Source organism: Arthrobacter sp. M2012083 (assembly GCF_000281065.1).
Taxonomy (GTDB): Bacteria; Actinomycetota; Actinomycetes; order Actinomycetales; family Micrococcaceae; genus Arthrobacter.
In genome coordinates this window covers 1-18,011 of sequence record NZ_AKKK01000039.1, presented here as the reverse complement: position 1 = coordinate 18,011, position 18,011 = coordinate 1, and the positions used below count along the sequence as shown (strand labels likewise).

The window sequence follows — 18,011 nt, the reverse complement described above, 5'->3', positions numbered from 1 at the left end:
AAATGCGGCGTGTCTCACATTTGGTACCCCGGTGAAGAGGCAAGGCGGGCGCCTGACTTAGCGGACGTCGTCGTTCTCTGGTCCTTCATCCGGAACCGAGTCCGGAACGGGCTCCACCACGGCGCGCTGGGTGCGCTTGACGCTGAGGCGGTCAAGGATCAGGGCAAGGATGGAGAACAGGATGACGCCGCCGCCTGCGCAGACGATGAGGAAGAATCCGAACACGGTGCCGGCGTCAAAAGCGGGGTCGGCCTGGCGGCCGTACGCGATGATTGCGGCCACGATTGCACCAACCACGGCTCCCAAAATCATGAAGGGTACAAACTTGGGTGCCCGGCGAACCGTAATCTCGCGGCGGGCGGGGTTGGGGGTGGTGTCCTCTGAAGCCATGTCTTCAAGCGTACCTTTCTCCCCTAAGTGACAGATAAACCCCATGTTTCCGGAGAACATGGGGTTTATCTGTCACTTCGGCGGGGTGGGCTAGCTGCCGCGATACGTCGAGAAAGCGAACGGGCTCAGCAGGAGCGGCACATGGTAGTGCTCGCCGGCGTCCGAAACTGTGAAGTTGAGGTCAACTTCAGGGAAGAACGTCTCCGTGCCGAGGCCCTCATAGTAGGCGCCGGTGGCGAAGTTCAGACGGTAAGCACCACCGGGAATCCGTTCCGGACCAAGGGTCTTGATGCGGCCGTCGGCGTCGGTTTCGCCCTTCGCCACCAAGGTCCAGTCGTCACCTTCCCGGACGTAAAGTACGACGGCGACACCCGCCGCCGGGCGGCCGGAACCGGTGTCCAGGATGTGGGTTGTTACTTGTGAAACGCTCATGCGTTGACTCCTTCGCTGATCAGTCCGGAGAGGCGCAGCAGTGCGATCTCCCGTAGCTGGCCGGCCACGATCGTGTCTTCTTCTTCAGGGGTGTGGGTGAGGCGTTCCTGGAGCGCGCCGAGCATTTCCTGCGCACTGCGACCTGCCGCGCGGATCAGGAAGACCCTGCCGAATTTTTCCTCGTACGCCCGGTTTCCCTCGGCGAGTGCGGCTGTTGTTTGGTTGTCGGCGGGATCCACGCCTGCCTGCTCCGAACGCGACATGGCCGCCTCGGTGGTCTGGGCCTTGGGGCGTTCGCCGATCCGGGGGTGGTGCGCCATGGCGGACTCCACCTCAGCAGCAGTGAACGGTTCGGCGGCGCGCTGGGCCTGCCCCAGCAGTTCGTCGACGCTGGCGTAGGGGCGCGCGTCCACGATGGTTTCCACCCAGCGGCGGATGTCCAGGCAAGGGGTCAGGGTCCTGATGGCCTCGTCCCGATCAACACTGTTGAATACTGCAAGCTCCATGCTTGTGTCATCCTCATGCAAAATGCTGGCATCCATGGTGTGGGCTATGCGGAACTCCTGCTGGCGCAGGAGGAAGCAGGTGCTTCAAGCTTCCGCATCATGGAACTGTTATTTCAGCATACGTAATCAGTTAAGCCGAGTGGACGGGCTGGTGTCAAGAGACTACCGCGCTGTGACGGCGTGTCCGGACTGTGAGGTACAGGCGGTGCGCCGTAATTACCAGCGCCAGCCACGCGATGCCAATGGCCCAGGCTGCAAGGACGTCCGTCAGCCAGTGATGACCCAGATAGACGCGGCTTAGGCCCATGGTGAAGGCGAACGCTGCTGCCACGAGCACAGTAATGACCCTCGCCTTGGTGGTCTTGAGCCTGAGGATGATCAAGTACGCCACGATTCCTGCGATCACGATCGAGTTGAGCGAATGGCCGCTGGGGAATGACGCCGAGTGTTCGTAGGGAGGAATGGCATCGACGAGGTCCGGGCGGGCGCGGCCGAAGAGCGGCTTGCCCAGGAGCGTTATGACCAGCGAACCCAGTCCGGCGGCGAGCATCAGGATGACAGGTGTCCATGATCGCCGTTTGGTGGCCAGGAAAACCATGATGCCCACGGCAATGATGGGCACGCCCACGGTGCCGCCAATATTTGTGTAGGCGGTGGTAGCCACGTCCAAGGCGGGGGAGCGCACCGACTTGGCTGCAGCAAGGACGGGATCGTCCAATCCGGCCACGCCGTCGGCTTCCGTCACCGACTCGTAGACCTCGCCAAACACCAACGCCAGGGACAAGGTGACGGCGAGCCCTGCAATAAGGGTGATGATCAGCGCGGCATAGGGACCCAGTAGGGAAGTGACTTTTTCGGCACCTCCGGCGAGCACCCGCCCTGCAGGAGATTTCCAGCGCGTCAGGTCCTGTCCGGCGACGAACCGGTCCTGGCTTACCTCGCCGCTGACGCCTTGCTCGGGCGCCTCTTTTCCTTCAGTCGTCACTCTCGTCCCCTATCCGTGGCGGCCTCAGTATTGGTGAGTAACCTTAGCAGTCTGGCCTAGGAGGGTTCCTGGGTGGCGGGTTTTTGCGGCAGCGATTCGCCAACTTTGACCAGCAGTGACTGTTCCGGTGTGAGCTCCGCGCCGCTATCCAGGAGTGGGCGAAGCTGCGGGACCGGCTCGCCCGTCGCGGGGTCCACCAAGGTGGAGTGAGCTTCGCCGGGGCGGAAGGCGTTGCGTTCTCCCCATTGCCGGAGGCTGAGGATCAAGGTGAAGAGGTCGCGTCCGGCGCTTGATAGTTCGTATTCACTCCGCGTACCGCGGTCGTTGGGGATTCTGGTCAGGACGCCCCTGTCCACCAGAAGGCGGAGGCGGTCCGAAAGGATGTTCTTCGCCACTCCCAGCGACCTCTCGAATTCTGAAAAGCGACGCTTGCCGTCCAGTGAGTCCCGAATGATCAGCAGGCTCCACTTGTCGCCCACGAGGTCGGCTGCCCTGGCTACCGGGCATTCGGAGTCGGTCCACTCGATCTCGATTGGTTGCAACATGAAACCATTCTGCCATAGTCTCAAATGGTTGCATATTGAAACCGAAAAGTTGGAGGCCGGGAAAATGAGCAGTGATCAGCTGACGAAATCCACGCAGCGAATAAGCCGTGGCCTTTTGCTGCTGCTCGCCGTCGTGGCCGGATTCATGGTGTCGAACATCTACTACGGACAGCCCCTCTTGGAGCGCATCGGTGCCGACGTGGATATCCCCGTGGCAAGCATCGGATGGGTCGTGGCATCATCCCAAGCCGGGTATCTCATTGGACTGGTTCTTCTAGTGCCAGTGGGAGACATGGTGGACCGCCGCATCCTCATCGCCGTTCAGGTGGCAGCGAGTGCTGTTGGTGCCTGTGCCGTGACCCTGGCTTCATCGCACACTGCCTTGCTGCTTGCGTTCGGGATACTGGGGTTGGCCTCATCAGTTGTGCAGACCGTCGTCGCGTACACGGCCGCCTCCAGTAGCCCGGACCAAAGGGGCAGAAACATCGGAACTGTCACCTCCGGCGTCGTGAGTGGCCTCATTCTGGCGCGGACCGTGGCCGGTGGCATAACGGACCTCTGGGGGTGGAGGTCGGTTTACGTCTTTGCCGCGGCAGTTGCTGTGGTCCTATCGCTGGCAGTCCTCCGCACCATTCCCCGGGAGCCGGCTCCAAGGAACGGAGCGCGCTATTGGCAGGCTGTTTCATCAGTGGTGGTACTGACGCGCCGCAATCCGGTTTTCCGTGTCCGAGCGCTCATCACCATGCTGCTGTTCGCGTCCTTTGGGGTGCTGTGGAGCGGGATGTCGTTGTTGCTCAGCGGTCCCGCGTGGAACCTTCCGCCGGGCATTGTTGGGCTCTTCGGGCTGGCTGGCCTTGTGGGAATACTTGCTGCATCCAGAGCTGGTGCTGCGGCAGATCATGGATGGGGACAACGGGTCACGGGTTTCAGCTTGGTGGCGCTCCTGGGCTCGTGGCTCACGCTGTCCCTGGGAAGTTGGTCGCTGATCTGGCTCATCGCCGGCATCATGGTGCTCGACGCTGCTGTGCAGGCCGTCCATGTCAGCAGTCAAACACTCATCGTGTCCGGCGCTGAAGAGTCAGCCAGCAGCATCATCGGCAGCTACATGGTGTTTTACTCGATGGGCAGTGCCGTCGGGGCCGCCGCCGTCGCGCCGGTATTCGACGCCTGGGGTTGGACCGGTGCCAGCGTTCTTGGGGCAGTGTTCGCACTGCTGGCGCTCGCCGTTTGGGGGATGGACCGGGCTCGGCGGCAGGGTGCTGAGGCGCGTTTGGTTCGCTCCGTCCACCAGGCTGCGGCAGAATGACCTCAACCAGCTGAAGGAGTTCGCACATGCCGCACATTCTGACGTCCAGGTTCCTGTTCGGCCCCGGCCCGAGCAATTGCTACCCCGAGGCCATGGCCGCCCTTGCGTATCCCGTGCTCGGCCATCTTGATCCTGTGTTCATCGAACGGCTCGACCATACCTGCGAAGGCCTCCGCACAGTGTGGGGTACGTCCAATGCGCGCACCCTTCCGCTGAGTGCCACAGGTTCCGGCGGCATGGAAGCGGCCTTCGTGAACACCGTGTCCGACGGCGACGTGGCAGTGATAGCTGTCAACGGACTCTTCGGGGCGCGCATGTGCGAAGTCGCCCGACGTTGCGGGGCCACGGTAATCCGCGTCGACCACGAGTGGGGCCAGCCCGTTGATGCCGAGCGCGTACTCTCGGCGCACCCGAATCCAAAGGTGATCGCGGCCGTCCATGCCGAGACTTCAGTCGGCGTGCTCTCCGACATAGCTGCGCTGGGTGCCGGCAAGGGTGACGCCCTGTTGATTACCGACGCCGTCACGTCCATCGGCGGACTGGAGCTACTGGCAGACGACTGGGGCATCGACGTCGGCTACGCCGGAACGCAGAAGTGCCTTGGTGTGCCGCCGGGACTTTCGCCCTTCACCGTTTCCGATCGCGCCTTTGAGCGCCGAGTCAAAGATACGCGCTCCTGGTATCTCGATATTGGGCTGCTGGGCGGGTACGTGGGCGCGGCCAGCGGTGCCCGGACGTATCATCACACAGCGCCGGTCACCATGATCGCCGGGCTCGAAGCCGCCTTGGACCGCATCCTTGCCGAGGGTCTTGAGAACGTCCAAGCCAGGCACCGTGCCGCTGGTGCGGCGTTGCAGGCTGGGCTTCAGGAGATGGGGCTCGACTTGTTCGCTGCCGAGGGCGCACGGTTGCCGAGCCTCACCACCGTGAAAGTGCCCGACGGCGTCAACTCGGCGGCCGTCCGCGCTTACCTTCTGGAGAACTTCAGCATGGAAATCGGCTCGGGTGTCGGGGAGTTCGCGGACACTGTGTGGCGCATCGGGATGATGGGCCCGAATGCCAACAGCGCCTCTGTCACGCTGGTGCTCGGAGCTTTGAAAGAGGCAATCGCGAAAACCTAGCCGCGACGCTCTCTCACGTCCCGCGTGTTTGGGTGGGTCGCTCTCTCACGTCCCGCGTGTTTGGGCGCGACGCTCTCTCACGTCCCGCGTGGTTGGGCGCGACGCTCTCTCATGTCCCGCGTGTTTGGTCAGCTGGCCGGGATTTCCTTCGGGTCGCAGCTCTCGGACTTAACTGGAACCGTGACTTCGAGGTAGGCGGGGAACTTTGACCGGACGCTCACCGTGGCGCCCACGGCATCAGTGCTCCGTGTGACCACCCACCCTCCGGGAACAGGATCGGTTCCGTCGAAGGCAGGAAATCCGTGCTTTTCGAGGACAGGATCGGCCGCAGCGAAGAGATCCTCAAAGTTTCTGGATGGATCCACGATGTCCGCGCTGCTTTTCATGCTTTGCGGGGAGAGCATGCATCTTCCGTCTCCGGTGACGCTCATGCTTGCCGGGCCGTCGACGGACCAGGTGATGCCCGGCATCTTCGTTTCCAAGGCGGCGACAAGTTCCTTGGTCAGAGCGTCGTACCTGGCGATGCTCTCAGGGACAGGAGCAGGTTCGGAAGTAATGGGAGGCGCCTTACTGGGTTCCCGTGTGGTTTCGCCGGGGGCGCTGCACCCGGCAGCACCAACAGATCCCGTGACGAGGGCAACGGCCACCGCGAACGGGCGCGCTGATGTTCGAAGCATGCAACGGTTCATTTCTTCCCCGGTTTCATTTAGTGCTCGACGGCGGACCTCACCGAATGCTGTCACGCAGCGTTGCGCTTGGCGATGGGGAGAATAACCCTGCAGGTGAGAGAGGGTTGCGGTGAAGGGCGTGGGAGGTGAGAGAGGGTTGCGGTGAAGGGCGTGGGAGGTGAGAGAGGGTTGCGGTGAAGGGCGTGGGAGGTGAGAGAGGGTCAGGTGTTGCGGGTCAGGATCCACGTGTTGGTGCCGTCTTGGCGCTCGAAGGTCACAGTGGTCACCAGCGCCTCGATGAGAGCCAACCCGCGGCCGGACTCCGCTTCCTCGTCCGGCATGTTGGCCTGCATGTCGTTGGCGAAGGGTTCCCGGGCGTTGAACGCGCTGACCCGTGCCACCAGCCGAGAGGGGCGGACGCTGATGTCGACGTCGATCTCCACGGGCTTGTCCGCCACAGGAAGCGCGTGCTGCACGATGTTCGCCGCAGCTTCGATGACGGCCGTTGCGAAGGTCATCCGGTCCATGTCGGGCACGAACGAGGCGTCGTCCCACAGGGCGTCCAGCTCATTGTGGATGGCTTCGATGGCTTCCTCGCTGGACGGCCCATGGAAGCCCCGGCGGGCGATTACCTCAGTCATCGCCGAACGCAGCTTCGGCCGAGGGGTAAGCCGTGAGCACCCGGTCCATGTTGGTTAGTTCCAGAACCATTTTGACCTGCGGCTGAACTCCTGCGATCCGGAGGTCACCGCCTGCCTGACGCGCAGCCTTCAGGCAGCCGATGAGCGCACCTAGCCCGGAGGAATCCATGAAGTCCGTCTCTGCCAGGTTCACCACCACACGGCTGGAGCCACCGGCCACAACTTCGGCCACTACTTCCCGAAGCTTGGGCGCGGCCACCATGTTCAGCCGGCCCACGCTTTTCACCTCTGCGTAGGAGTCGTTGACCTCATAGCTAAACTGCATCTGCATTCCTCTCCTCTGGGCGCTCCGGCCCGACAACTTCGGGCACGAAACCCTTATACAAAACTGCTTTGACCAGCACGCTCAGGACCACCAGGTCGAATGCAACCCATGCCACGTTCACCAGTGTGCCCAAGGGCTCGGACATTCCGGCGAGTAGCCGGATAAGGCCAACAACCAGCGCCACCGCCAGTAGCACCGCGACGATGATCTGCGGCCGGATCAGGCTCCAACTGGGCCCGCCGCTCTGCCGGGCCTTGGGGGTGACCGCAAACCCCAGGGGACGGCCGAACCAAACGTTCCGTGCCGCCGTCGTGCAGGCCTTGATCCAGGTGGGGAACAGCGCGAGGCTGTACTGCTGTCCGCGCCAAGTGGGAATGCCGTGCCCGGCCACCAGGAACAGCAGTTGGTTCACCACCATGAACGGGATGAAACGGATGAAGAAGTCGGAGCTGATGCTGTTGACCGGGAGGATGCCGAGCGTCAGGTAGATGATGGGCGCCGCGAAATAGACCACGGCAGCGAAGCCGCTCAGGTACGTCCACATCGTGGAGAAGTACATGAGCCGTTGGCCCCATGTGAGCCGACGCTGGACCAACGGGTTCTCGCGGAGGAGGACCTGCATGGTGCCTTGGGCCCAGCGGAGTCGCTGCGTCAGCATGGTTTTGATGTCCTCCGGAGCCAGCCCGTTGGCAAGGATTTCGTGGTGGTACACGCTCTTCCAACCCAGGCCGTGGAGGCGCATGGCGGTGGCCATGTCCTCCGTGACAGAGATGGTGGCCAGCGGCATGATCGGTTGGGCTTCGTCGGTGCGTTCCACCGAGATGGCATCCAGGACAGCGTGAACCGACTCGAGCGCACCCAGGGGGGACCAGTCGCGTCCGGACATACGGTCGACGGCGTCAGTCGCCACCGTGGTCACGCCGGACTCACCGACGTGGGCGAGTTCCATGGCTGCGATCTCTTCGAGGTCGGACTGGAGCGCGGAGAAGTCTGCGGCCACGAGGGTGCGAACGGCGTCGTCCACTTGGCGGCGGACGCGGTATGTGATTTCGCTGAGGGATGCCCCGGCTTCCAGTTCCTTCTGCGCTGATTCCGTTGCAGCTTCCACCTCGTTAAGCATTTGCTCCACGAGCGGGTTCTCGGCCTCGGGTGATCGCCGTGCCTTCTTAATCGCGGTGCGCGAGGCAGCGAGGGCTCGTCGGACACTCTTCTCGGTGGCTTTGACGTAGCCCACCAGGCCCAGCTGCATGAGGGCTTCCCGTCGGAGAATCGCATTGGACCCGCAGAAGAATGCAGCGTTCCAGCCGTCCTTGCCCTGCTGGATGGGGCCGTAGAACAGGGGAGCCTGGCTGCCGAGGGGGTCGTCGGCGGGGACGTTGATGAAGTACTGCGGGGTCTGGACCAACGCCACCTTGTCGTCGTTGAAATAGCCCAGCGTCTTGTCCAGGATGTCCGGCTCGGGGATCTGGTCGGCGTCGAGAATCAACAGGTACTCGCCGGAGGTGAGCATGAGCGCGTTGTTCAGGTTGCCGGCCTTGGCGTGCCGCGGCATGTCCGGAGTCCAGTCCGCGCCGCGCGTGACGTAGCCAATCCCGTTCGATTCGGCGAGTTCGCGCATCTCGGGGCGATCGCCGTCGTCGAGGATCCAAGTGCTGTGCGGCCAGCGGATCTCCTTGGCCGCCAAGGCCGTAGTCATCACCAGGTCCAACGGCTCGTTGTAGGTGGTGATGAAGACGTCCACCGTTGCGTCGGCTGGGGGAGGGGGTGGCGGTTTCCGGAATTTGATGTTCCACACGGTCAGGCCGAACAACATGACATCGATCAGGCTGTACGTCTCGGCAATCACCAATGGAACAGCGATCCACCACGCTTCCCAGTTCAGCGAAGCCATCCAACGCCACGCTACGTAGTTGACGCCCAAAATGACCGTCAGCACCACGATCAGCCGGGTCCAGAAACGTGTCACAAATCCCCCCTTTTGCGGTTTACAGCCCTGCGTTTGGTTTTCGGCGTACGACGACGGCGGTCACGTCATCTTCGGCGGTGGATGCCGGTGCCAGCTCCAGCAGAGCGGCGCACACATCGTCCGAGGTAGCCCCGCTGCGCGCCACCTTCTCCACGTTCCGCTGAAAGTCCTCCAAGGAATTGTGGGCATCAAGCACGCCGTCGCTGACGATCACCAGCGAATCGCCAGGCTCCAGGTCCAGCTCAGAGGCGGGCCACAGTTGGTCGTCGAGGATGCCGACGGGTGGTCCGGCGGAAACCAACCTCCGTGCCGCCCCCTCAGCGGGAACGTGCAGCGCAAGCCCATGGCCGGCGTCGATATAGCTAAGTCTTCCCGAGGCGCTGTCCAGCCGCGCGTGGAACATGGTGACGAAGGAGCCGGACTGGTCCAGATCGGAGGTAATGGTAGCGCTGGCCGATCCGAAGGCAGCGTCGATGGCCGGGGTGTCCGCTACTGAACGCATCACGGCGCGAACTGTTGCTGCGATAAGTGCGGCACCCATGCCCTTGCCCATGGCGTCCGCAAAGGTGAAATGCATGCCGTCACGCGTCTGGTACCAGTCGTAGAAGTCCCCGCCGACACTGCGCGAAGGACGGAAGGCGCCAGCGACGTCGTAACCGTCGAGCCGGACCGTTTCGCGCGGGAGGAGGCTTTGCTGCACCACTGCTGCCCGGGCGAGTTCGTCGCTTTGGCCGGTGTCCGCGGCTGTTGGGGCGGGTGTGCGGGCGCGGCGGAACAGGGCGCGGATGCGGGCTTGGAGTTCCTTGGGGCTGAACGGCTTGTTGATGTAGTCGTCCGCGCCGGTGTCCAGGCCGTTGAGCCGGTCGATTTCGTCGGCCCGTGCCGTGAGCATCAGGATGTAGGCGTCAGAGAACTCGCGCAGGCGACGGCAGACTTCCATGCCATCGATGTCCGGGAGGTTGATGTCCAAGGTCACCAGTTCGGCGTTGGTTCTGCGGACAGCTTCGACGCCGGAGAGACCGTCAGGCGCTTCCGTCACCACGAAATCGAGCTGCTCCAGGACGAGGACGAGGAGGCCGCGGATGTCAGCGTCATCTTCGACGACGACAGCGTGGCGCACGGGTGGGGAAGAGACCATGGCTCCATTAACTAATGCTGCTGGTTATTTGTCACGTTTAGTCACGATACATGAAACGCCCGCTCACAAAAGTGGGCGGGCGTTACACGATTTGTGCAGTTATGTGCGAGAGGGTTTCCCTCAAGCACGCGGGATGTGAGAGAGGGTTTCCCTCAAGCACGCGGGATGTGAGAGAGGGTTTCCCTCAAGCACGCGGGATGTGAGAGAGGGTTAGACGCCCAGTTCTTCTTTCAAAGCCTGGACGTGGCCCTGCGCGGACACCTGGTACTGGGTGAGCTTCACGGTGCCTTCGCCGTCGAGGACAACGGTGGAGCGGACCAGGCCTTCGACGATTTCGCCGTCAACCAGCTTCTCGCCCCAAGCGCCGTAGGCGAGGGCCACGGAGTGGTCTTCGTCAGAGAGCAGCGGGAAGGTCAGGGCGAATTCGCCGGTGAACTTTGCGAGGTCCTCCGGGCCGTCCGGGGAGATCCCGATGACGTCGTATCCCTTGCCTTGCAGGCTGGCGAGGTTGTCGCGGAAGTCGCAAGCCTCGGTGGTGCAGCCGGGGGTGGCTGCCTTCGGGTAGAAGTACACAATGACGTTGCGTCCGCGGTAATCGGACAGCGAGACCTTGGTGCCGTCGGCGTCGAGAAGCGCGAAATCAGGTGCTTGCGTTCCGACGAGGAGTTTCTGGGTCATAGCGATCCTTTACGTTTCACCGGCAAACAGCCGGCCTTCATTTCAAACAACAGCGGTCATGCACATTGCGGGGGCGTTGATCTTTTACAACAGCGAACTTAGATGCTGTATTCCGCAGGTCCGCGCACTGTGGCATAGGGCCCTGGCACGAACTGGTAGCCGCCACCACGGACGGTGGCGACGGTGTGTCGGGCGGAGCCTAGCTTCCGCCGCACCCTTCCAACATAAACGTCGATCGAGCGAAATGCCGCGCCGGGGAGGTCAAATGACTCCAAAAAACGTTGCAATTCTTCACGACTGATGGCCCGTGAGCAGTTGACCACGAGGTAGCGCAACAGCTTATATTCCATGCCAGTAAAGGAAACCGGCTCGCCATCCAGCAGCACTACTTCAGCGGCGAGGTCCACCGCAAGTTGGCTGCGGCGGCTCGCCAACGTTACGGGCTCGACGGCGGTGCTGTCGCCAGTTGTGGCTTGGCCCCCGCCAACGGACAATTCACCCTCGCGTGTGCTGGTGAATTGTCCGTTCAAGGGTGAACCTCCCCGAGTGCGGGCCTCCAAACGGGCCTCCGCCAGGGCATCGGCGAGCGTAACTGTGCTTGCCTGCGGCCCGTTGGTACCGGCGTCGGCGGCTTCCTGCGGAGTGCCGCCCCAGGAAGTGTCGCCGACGCCGGAGTGCTCTGCCCCGGTGGCGGGCCAGATGCGGACTTCCGCCTCCGGGGCAAGTTTCATGGCGCGGGCCAGCACAAGGCGTGCTGCCCGCTCCCAGACCTCAGGATCGATCTCGTCGCCCTCGGCCGGGTTGACCCAGAGCGCCAGACCGTGTGCGGTCAGGCCGTTCCGATCATTCAGGCCATTCCGCCGCCCCGCGGAGGACCCGCGGGCTGTGAGGCCGCGTGCTGCGGGTCCTCGCGACGGCGGTGGCCCGTAGGCATTGACTGCCATGGCGGTAGACCTAAACGTTGCCGCGGCGGAGCAGCTTGCCGCCGGGGTTCTGGCCGTCGATCGGGGTCCCGCGCAGGTACGTCTTGCGAACGACGCCGGCCAGCGGACGGCCGTCGTACGGCGTGATCGGGTTCTTGTGCTTGAGCTTGGTGACGTCCACAACGAAGGCTTCGTCCGGGGCGAAGATGGAGAAGTCCGCGTCGTAGCCCAGGGCGAGCTGGCCCTTGTTGTGCAGGCGGGCCAGGGCGGCGGGCTTCTCGGCCATCCAGGAAACCACCTGCTCCAGCGGGATGCCGCGGTGGCGGGCTTCGGTCCAGATCAGGGACAGGCCCAGCTGGAGCGAGGAAACGCCGCCCCAGGCCACGGCGAAGTCGCCGTTTTCCAGGTCCTTCAGGTCCAGCGTGGAGGGGGAGTGGTCCGAGACGATGCAGTCGATGGTGCCGTCCTGCAGGCCCTTCCAGAGGAGCTCACGGTTGGAGGCCTCGCGGATGGGCGGGCAGCACTTGTAGGCCGTGGCGCCGTCGGGGATTTCTTCGGCCATGAGCGTCAGGTAGTGCGGGCAGGTCTCAACGGTGAGGTTGACGCCGTCGCGCTTTGCAGATGCGATCATGGGCAGTGCGTCGGAGGAGGAGAGGTGCAGGATGTGGGCTCGGGCTCCCGTCCAGCGGGCACGTTCGATGACCTCGGCGATTGCCTTGTTCTCGGCGCCGCGGGGGCGGGATGCGAGGAAGGTTTCGTAGTGGTCGCCGCCGGGGTGCGGGGCCCGGTCGATCGCGTGGGAGTCCTCGGCGTGCACGATCATGAGGGAATCGAAGGACTTGAGTTCCTTCATGTCCTCTTCCATCTCATCCGCGTCCAGGTGCGGGAACTCGTCCACGCCGGAGTGCAGGAGGAAGCACTTGAAGCCGAAAACGCCTTCGTCGTGCAGCGGGCGGAGGTCGCTCTTGTTGCCCGGGATGGCGCCGCCCCAGAATCCGACGTCCACGAACGCCTGGTCCTTGGCGACCACGCGCTTCTGCTCCAGGCCGTCCACGGTGGTGGTGGGCGGGATGCTGTTCAGCGGCATGTCGATGATGGTGGTCACGCCACCGGCGGCAGCGGCGCGGGTGGCGGAGGCGAAGCCTTCCCACTCGGTGCGGCCGGGCTCGTTGACGTGGACGTGGGTGTCCACCAGGCCGGGGATGAGGGTTTCGTCGTCCGCGAGTTCGATGACCTCGTTGCCCGTCAGGCCGTTGCCCAGGGGTTCGATGGCGACGATGATGCCGTCGCGGATACCAACTTCGCGGGCTGCGAGGCCGGCGGTGGTCAGGATGCGCTGGCCCCGGATAACGAGGTCATAGGCGCCGATTGCTTCAGACATTGAGGTACTCCTTGTTTTCGGTCCGTTCCGCCAGGTACACGCCTATGTGCTTACCTAATTGTTCAAGCAACGGACCTGCTTCAGCGATACATTTTTGGACATCTTTTTCCAGATCGGTCAGTGCGTGGACCGTGTGGAAGCCGGCATCCGTGAGTTGTTCCCGGCTCAGGGTACTCCGACCGCACACTGCGATCACGGGAACCCCGTTCCTTTGTGCCGCCCGCGAAACTCCCATGGGGGTCTTGCCGAGCAGGCTTTGCTCGTCCAGGCTGCCTTCTCCGGTGATCACCAGGTCGGCGCCCTTGAGCCTGCGCTCGAGTTCAGTGAATTCAAGCACGACGTCGATACCCGGCCGGCGCTCTGCCTTCAGTGCCGCTATGGCTATGTAGCCCACGCCGCCTGCTGCTCCAGCGCCTTCAGCCTTGGCCGCGAACTTGGCGTGCTGGCCGGTCGCTCCTGCCAGAACGTCCACGAAGTGGCCCAGTGCCGCATCCAGTTCGGTGACGTCGTCCGGCGTCGCGCCCTTCTGCGGACCGAAGATGGCTGGGGCTCCGCTGGCCCCCAAAAGGGGATTGTCGACGTCGGACGCCAACACGAACTCCGTGGCCTCAACGCGGACGTCGAAGTTGGAGAAGTCGATGCTGTCGATTTCCGCGAGTGCCGCACCGCCGCCGGGGAGCTCGTTGCCGTTCTTGTCCAGGAAGACAGCGCCGAGGCCCTGCAGTACTCCCGCGCCGGCGTCGGTGTTGGCGCTGCCGCCCACACCCAGGATGATCTTGCGGCAGCCGAGGTCCAGCGCGGCGCGGATGAGTTCGCCCGTTCCGATGCTGGTGGCCGTTTTGGCTGTTTCACTCGTGGGGCCGTCCGGGAGGAGGGCGAGACCGGAAGCTGCCGCCATTTCGATGACAGCTTCCTGGTCCCGCACTGCGAAGTCGGCCTTCACTGGCTCGCCGAGCGGGCCGGTGACGGTGGTGGTCCGGCGGGTGAAGCCGGAGCCGATGGCGGCGTCGATGGTTCCTTCGCCGCCGTCGGCCACCGGAATGCGTGTTGCTTGTATACCGTCGCCGAACCCCGCCAGCAGTCCTGTTGCCAGGTGCTCGGCGACGTCGGGCGCGGACAGCGAGCCCTTGAATTTGTCCGGGGCGATGACAACACGCATTCCGGTGCCTCCTTCCTTTACTTACTTACGCTTTGGTCAGGATCGCGGTGGGTGCGTCCGCCGCGGTTTCTGCCAATTCTTCGAACTCGTTCACGCCGCTGATTTCAACGCCCATGGAGATGTTGGTGATCTTTTCCAGGATCACTTCAACAACCACGGGAACCTTGAACTCGCCCATCAGTGCCTTGGCCTTATCGAAAGCGGCAGGCAGATCGTTGGGGTCCTCAACGCGGATGGCCTTGACGCCCAAGCCCTCGGCAACCTTGATGTGGTCCACGCCGTAGCCGTTGGTCTCCGGGCTGTTGATGTTCTCGAAGGCCAGGGAAACGTTCTGTTCCATGTTGAAGCCACGCTGGCTCTGACGGATCAGGCCCAGGTAGCTGTTGTTCACCACAACGTGGATGTACGGCAGGTTGAACTGTGCGCCCACGGCCAGTTCCTCGATCATGAACTGGAAGTCGTAGTCACCGGACAAGGCAACAACGGTGGCGTCCGGGGTTCCACGAACAACGCCCAAGGCGGCGGGACCGGTCCAGCCCAGCGGGCCGGCCTGGCCGGCGTTGATCCACTTGCGGGCACCGAACACGTGCAGCATCTGTGCGCCGGCGATCTGCGAGAGGCCAATGGTGGACACGTAGGTGGTGTCGCGACCGAAGGCCTTGTTCATCTCCTGGTAAACGCGCTGCGGCTTGATCGGCACGTTGTCGAAGTTGGTCTTGCGGTGCAGGGAACCCTTGCGCTCCTGGCACTCGGCAACCCAACCCGAGTAGTCCGGCAGTGTCTTGGCAGCCTGGCGTTCGCGAGCCAGCTCCAACAGACCGTCCAGCGCCGCACCGGCGTCGGACGCGATGCCCAAGTCCGGGGAGAAAACGCGACCGATCTGGGTCGGCTCGATGTCGATGTGCACGAACTTACGGCCAGCCGTGTAGGTGTCCAGGCCGCCGGTGTGGCGGTTGGCCCAACGGTTGCCGATGCCGATCACGAAGTCGCTCTGCAGGAACGTCTCGTTGCCGTAACGGTGCGAGGTCTGCAGGCCAACCATGCCGGCCATCAGCTGGTGGTCGTCCGGGATGGCGCCCCAGCCCATCAGCGTGGGGATAACCGGAACGTTCAGGATCTCGGCCAGCTCAACCAACTGAGCCGAAGCGCCCGCGTTGATGATGCCGCCACCGGCAACGATCAGCGGGTGCTGGGCTGCGGTCAGCAGGTCCAAAGCCTTTTCCAGCTGCTTGCGGGAAGCCTTGGGCTTCTCCACCGGTAGGGGCTCGTAGGCGTCGATGTCGAACTCGATCTCGGCCATCTGAACATCGATGGGCAGGTCCAGCAGGACCGGGCCCGGGCGACCCGAACGCATCAGCTGGAACGCCTTCTGGAACGCGCCGGGAACCTGGCCCGGCTCCAGGATGGTCATTGCGAACTTGGTCAACGGCTTGGCGATGGACTCGATGTCCACAGCCTGGAAGTCTTCCTTGTGCAGCTTGGCAACGGGTGCCTGGCCGGTGATGCAGAGCATGGGGATGGAGTCAGCCCAAGCTGCGTACAGGCCGGTGATCATGTCCGTGCCTGCGGGACCCGAGGTGCCGATGCAGATGCCGATGTTGCCATCAGCTGCGCGGCTGTAACCGTCAGCCATGTGGCTGGCGCCTTCAACGTGGCGGGCCAGCGTGTGGCGGATGCCGCCGTGGGCACGCATTGCTGAATAGAAGGGGTTGATCGCTGCGCCTGGCAGGCCGAAAGCCTCGGTGGCGCCTTCCTTTTCCAGGATGGCGACTGCCGCATCAACGGTGCGCATCTTAGCCATGGTGTACTCCTTGTTTTTTGCCCTTGCGGGCGAAGTCTGTGGTGTTTTTGGGTGTAGTGAGGGAGCCGCCGTCGTTTAAGTACGACGGCGGGTTTCCTGCTTTTGTTTTATTGGCGCCTTAGCGCCGGGCTGCTACTTGCGGCCGCTGAGCTGGAGGACCTGCTTGAAGAGGCCCGAGTGGTCGAGGCCGCCGTCGCCCTGGTTGACGGTTGCGGCGACGAGCTGGGCGACGACTGCGCCGAGCGGGACAGCGACGTTGGCTTCGCGGGCTGCGGAGGTGACGATGCCGAGGTCCTTGTGGTGGAGGGCCAGGCGGAAGCCGGGGTCGAAGTTGCGGTCCAGCATCTTCTGACCCTTCTGGTCCAGGACCTTGGAGCCGGCCAAGCCGCCGCCCAGGACCTTCAGTGCTGCGTCGGTGTCTACGCCGTAGGCCTCGAGGAAGGCGATTGCCTCGCCGAGGACCTGGATGTTGACGGCCACGATCAGCTGGTTTGCTGCCTTGACGGTCTGGCCGGAGCCGGACGGGCCGACGTGGACGATGGTCTTGCCCACTGCGTTGAGGACTTCCTGTGCTGCCTCGAAGTCTGCAGCTTCGCCGCCGACCATGATGGACAGGACAGCGTCGATTGCGCCCTGCTCGCCACCGGATACGGGAGCGTCGAGCGGGCGGATGCCTGCTGCTACTGCGTCGTCGGAGAGGCGCTTGGCGACGTCCGGGCGGATGCTGGAAGCGTCGATCCAGAGGGTGCCCTTCTTCGCGTTGGCGAAGACGCCGTCCTTGCCGCTGACAACACCCTCAACATCCGGGGAGTCTGGGACCATGGTGATGACGACGTCGGCGTCCTTGACTGCGTCCGCGATGCTGGTGGCGCCCTGGCCGCCCTCGGAGACGAGCTTGTCGATCTTGTCCTGGCTGCGGTTGAAACCGGTGACCGTGTGGCCGGCCTTGACGAGGTTGATGGCCATGGGGAGGCCCATGATTCCGAGGCCGATGACTGCAACGTTGCTCATTGTGGTTCTCTTTCTGAAAGTCTTTTTAGCTCAGGTGTGCTGTTTGGCGAGTCAGCCGCTTTGGCGGGTGCCGCCGTCGTGCGTTAGTTGGCGTTGGCGCGCTGGCGGATGGCCCAGCTGAAGGCCGATTCCTGCGGTTCCTTGTACTCGAGGCCGATGTAGCCGTCGTAGCCGAGTTCGCGGCTGCGGGCTATCCATTCGCCGAGGGGGAGTGTGCCGGTTCCGGGAGCGCCGCGGCCGGGGTTGTCGGCGATCTGGATGTGGCCGAAGTCCTTTGCGTGGTTCTCGATGACGGATTCGACATCGTCGCCGTTGACTGCCAGGTGGTAGAAGTCGGCGAGGAGCTTGATGTTCTGTGCGCCGGATTCTGCCTTGACGCGGGCGATGACCTTGAGTGCGTCTTCGGCGGTGAGGAGCGGGTACTTGGGTGCGCCGCTGACCGGTTCGAGGAGTACGGTGCCGCCGATGCGGGCGACACCTTCCGCTGCTGCGGCGAGGTTCTTTGCCGCGAGTTCGTCCTGCTCTTCAGGGGTGAACTCGTCCTGGCGGTTGCCGTAGAGAGCGTTGAAGGCCTTGCAGCCCAGGCGCTCACCGATGCCGGCTACGACGTCGATGTTGTCCTTGAACTCGGAGCAACGTCCCTTCCAAGAAACCAGGCCGCGGTCGCCGCCGGGCATGTTGCCGGCGTTGAAGTTCAGGCCCGTGAGCTGAACGCCGGCGTCCTTGATGGCTGTTTCAAACTCGTTTACTTGGGCGTCGCTGGGGGCGGAGGTCTCGAAGGGCCACCAGAACTCGACGGCGTCAAAACCGGCTGCCTTCGCGGCGGCGGGGCGCTCGAGCAAGGGCAGCTCCGTCAGGAGGATGGAGCAGTTCACTGTGTACGTCATCGTAGGTCCTTCCGAGGAGGGGCTTTGATCTATCTTCCGGGTTGCTTGGCTGCTGCCTTGGTGTTTGGCCTCAGTTTCCGCTTTGTGGAATTTAGATTCTGCTTTATGAAAAGTTTAGGGAAGGTGGGGGTGGGAGTCAAGGGGGTGG

At 63.5% G+C, this 18,011-nt stretch carries 18 protein-coding genes and 1 pseudogene; 2 read left to right on the top strand and 17 right to left on the bottom strand.

Annotated features, from left to right (window positions below; all coding sequences use genetic code 11):
- Positions 1-57: 57 nt before the first annotated feature.
- The 5 genes from A477_RS0116010 to A477_RS0115990 form a co-directional block, all read right to left on the bottom strand.
- Positions 58-390 (bottom strand): hypothetical protein, encoded by a 333-nt coding sequence (locus A477_RS0116010; protein ID WP_017199952.1) that lies wholly within the window; start codon positions 388-390, stop codon positions 58-60.
- Positions 391-480: 90 nt separating this feature from the next.
- Complete coding sequence (gene uraH, locus A477_RS0116005) at positions 481-822, bottom strand: hydroxyisourate hydrolase (protein ID WP_017199951.1); 342 nt, start codon at positions 820-822, stop codon at positions 481-483.
- Complete coding sequence (gene uraD / locus A477_RS0116000; RefSeq protein ID WP_026005690.1) at positions 819-1,328, bottom strand: 2-oxo-4-hydroxy-4-carboxy-5-ureidoimidazoline decarboxylase; 510 nt, start codon at positions 1,326-1,328, stop codon at positions 819-821. The genes uraH and uraD overlap by 4 nt, the downstream gene beginning before the upstream one ends.
- Before the next feature lie 154 nt (positions 1,329-1,482).
- Positions 1,483-2,313 (bottom strand): phosphatase PAP2 family protein, encoded by an 831-nt coding sequence (locus tag A477_RS0115995; protein ID WP_017199949.1) that lies wholly within the window; start codon positions 2,311-2,313, stop codon positions 1,483-1,485.
- Positions 2,314-2,369: 56 nt separating this feature from the next.
- A complete protein-coding gene (locus A477_RS0115990) occupies positions 2,370-2,858 on the bottom strand; it encodes a winged helix-turn-helix transcriptional regulator (protein WP_017199948.1) in 489 nt (162 codons plus the stop codon).
- Positions 2,859-2,922: 64 nt separating this feature from the next.
- Between A477_RS0115990 and A477_RS0115985 the strand changes: the two genes are divergently transcribed.
- Positions 2,923-4,164 carry an MFS transporter gene (locus A477_RS0115985; RefSeq protein ID WP_017199947.1) on the top strand — a complete coding sequence of 414 codons (1,242 nt, stop codon included), beginning with the start codon at positions 2,923-2,925 and terminating at the stop codon, positions 4,162-4,164.
- A 26-nt stretch (positions 4,165-4,190) separates the two neighbouring features.
- Complete coding sequence (locus tag A477_RS0115980) at positions 4,191-5,285, top strand: pyridoxal-phosphate-dependent aminotransferase family protein (RefSeq protein ID WP_017199946.1); 1,095 nt, start codon at positions 4,191-4,193, stop codon at positions 5,283-5,285.
- Positions 5,286-5,413: 128 nt separating this feature from the next.
- On the opposite strand, the gene A477_RS0115975 is transcribed toward A477_RS0115980, so the two are convergent.
- The 12 genes and pseudogenes from A477_RS0115975 to A477_RS0115920 all read right to left on the bottom strand — a co-directional run bounded on the left by A477_RS0115975 (position 5,414) and on the right by A477_RS0115920 (position 17,863).
- On the bottom strand, positions 5,414-5,962 hold the full coding sequence (locus A477_RS0115975; RefSeq protein WP_017199945.1) for a hypothetical protein: 549 nt from the start codon (positions 5,960-5,962) through the stop codon (positions 5,414-5,416).
- A gap of 212 nt (positions 5,963-6,174) precedes the next feature.
- Positions 6,175-6,594, bottom strand: a complete 420-nt coding sequence (locus A477_RS0115970; RefSeq protein WP_017199944.1) for an ATP-binding protein — start codon at positions 6,592-6,594, stop codon at positions 6,175-6,177.
- The gene (locus A477_RS0115965) at positions 6,587-6,919 is read right to left on the bottom strand and encodes an STAS domain-containing protein (protein ID WP_017199943.1); all 333 of its coding nucleotides are present in this window, start codon (positions 6,917-6,919) and stop codon (positions 6,587-6,589) included. Before A477_RS0115965 ends, A477_RS0115970 begins: the two co-directional genes overlap by 8 nt.
- Positions 6,909-8,885, bottom strand: a complete 1,977-nt coding sequence (locus A477_RS0115960) for a glycosyltransferase family 2 protein (protein ID WP_017199942.1) — start codon at positions 8,883-8,885, stop codon at positions 6,909-6,911. The genes A477_RS0115965 and A477_RS0115960 overlap by 11 nt, the downstream gene beginning before the upstream one ends.
- Before the next feature lie 19 nt (positions 8,886-8,904).
- On the bottom strand, positions 8,905-10,023 hold the full coding sequence (locus tag A477_RS0115955) for a PP2C family protein-serine/threonine phosphatase (protein ID WP_017199941.1): 1,119 nt from the start codon (positions 10,021-10,023) through the stop codon (positions 8,905-8,907).
- Positions 10,024-10,233: 210 nt separating this feature from the next.
- A complete protein-coding gene (gene bcp / locus A477_RS0115950; RefSeq protein ID WP_011776131.1) occupies positions 10,234-10,701 on the bottom strand; it encodes a thioredoxin-dependent thiol peroxidase in 468 nt (155 codons plus the stop codon).
- A 98-nt stretch (positions 10,702-10,799) separates the two neighbouring features.
- Positions 10,800-11,645 (bottom strand): winged helix-turn-helix domain-containing protein, encoded by an 846-nt coding sequence (locus tag A477_RS0115945; protein WP_017199940.1) that lies wholly within the window; start codon positions 11,643-11,645, stop codon positions 10,800-10,802.
- 10 nt (positions 11,646-11,655) lie between these two features.
- Entirely contained in the window at positions 11,656-13,005 is a 1,350-nt protein-coding gene (allB, locus tag A477_RS0115940) for an allantoinase AllB (RefSeq protein ID WP_011776129.1), read from the bottom strand.
- On the bottom strand, positions 12,998-14,164 hold the full coding sequence (locus A477_RS0115935; RefSeq protein ID WP_017199939.1) for a glycerate kinase: 1,167 nt from the start codon (positions 14,162-14,164) through the stop codon (positions 12,998-13,000). Before A477_RS0115935 ends, allB begins: the two co-directional genes overlap by 8 nt.
- Positions 14,165-14,189: 25 nt before the next feature.
- Positions 14,190-15,965 carry a glyoxylate carboligase gene (gcl, locus tag A477_RS0115930; RefSeq protein WP_011776127.1) on the bottom strand — a complete coding sequence of 592 codons (1,776 nt, stop codon included), beginning with the start codon at positions 15,963-15,965 and terminating at the stop codon, positions 14,190-14,192.
- A gap of 132 nt (positions 15,966-16,097) precedes the next feature.
- A pseudogene (locus A477_RS0115925) lies at positions 16,098-16,994 on the bottom strand (2-hydroxy-3-oxopropionate reductase); the annotation flags it as partial.
- A gap of 65 nt (positions 16,995-17,059) precedes the next feature.
- Complete coding sequence (locus A477_RS0115920) at positions 17,060-17,863, bottom strand: hydroxypyruvate isomerase family protein (RefSeq protein WP_017199937.1); 804 nt, start codon at positions 17,861-17,863, stop codon at positions 17,060-17,062.
- Positions 17,864-18,011 lie beyond the last annotated feature (148 nt).